This is a genomic window from Caballeronia sp. BR00000012568055, assembly GCF_029439455.1.
Lineage (GTDB): Bacteria > Pseudomonadota > Gammaproteobacteria > Burkholderiales > Burkholderiaceae > Caballeronia.
Map to the genome: position 1 here is coordinate 1 of NZ_JAQFVG010000190.1, position 717 is coordinate 717.

Below are 717 nucleotides of genomic sequence, written 5' to 3' on the forward strand. Positions count from 1 at the left end.
CAGAACAAGCTTATGAGGCGATGCAGGACGGCAGCGCACGCGGAAAAATCGTCGTCGAAGTGGTTTAAGCCGATCGGCTAAACTGGTCGTCCTTAAAAGCCTGCCTTAAGCACATGAGCCAGATTCTCGCGATTCGCCCTTTCGTACCCGCTAAGGAATTCGACGTTTCCATTCGCTTTTATGAAGCGCTGGGTTTTCGCGTGACGCATCAGGACAAAGATATTGCGATGCTCAAGGCCGAGAGCTTCAGCTTTGTTCTGCAGAATTTCTACGTCAAGGAATTTGCCGAGAATCTCATGCTGCAAATGCTCGTGCGCGACGCGGCTGCGTGGTGGCAAGAAGTGAAGCCCGAAGCAGTCAGCACAAGCTTCGGTGTGCAAGCGGCACGTGCGCCTGCGATCCAAAGCTGGGGCATGAAAGTAGGCTTCGTGTTCGATCCGTCCGGCGTGTTGTGGCATATTGCCGAAGCGATGTTCTAAGGACGAGCACGCGGCTAAAGCCACTGGCAGAAGCCGCGCAAACATCGAATTATTCTTCCAGTACGATCTGCACTTTTACGTCGGTCGGCACGCCGCTCGCTGCTTCCTCGAATGCCTTGATCCCTTCGGCAAACGGGAATGTGCGCGAAATAAAGGGCTTGACGTCCAGTTTGCCCGAAGCGATCAACTGAATCGCGCGCGGGAAAATATTCGCATAACGAAATACTGATTCGATACG

The 717-nt window shown here is 53.4% G+C and carries 1 protein-coding gene and 1 pseudogene; one reads left to right on the forward strand and one right to left on the reverse strand.

Going from position 1 to position 717, the window contains the following annotated elements; all coding sequences use genetic code 11:
• Positions 1-113 precede the first annotated feature (113 nt).
• Positions 114-479, forward strand: coding sequence for a VOC family protein (locus tag P7F28_RS09725; RefSeq protein ID WP_277184291.1), 366 nt, complete (start codon positions 114-116; stop codon positions 477-479).
• Positions 480-528: 49 nt separating this feature from the next.
• Here P7F28_RS09725 and P7F28_RS09730 read toward each other — a convergent pair.
• Positions 529-717 (reverse strand): annotated as a pseudogene (locus P7F28_RS09730) (NAD(P)-dependent alcohol dehydrogenase); the annotation flags it as partial.

Excerpts from the sequence above, each read along its gene's own strand:
- P7F28_RS09725 (WP_277184291.1), top strand. The coding sequence starts at position 114 with ATGAGCCAGATTCTCGCGATTCGCCCTTTCGTACCCGCTAAGGAATTC.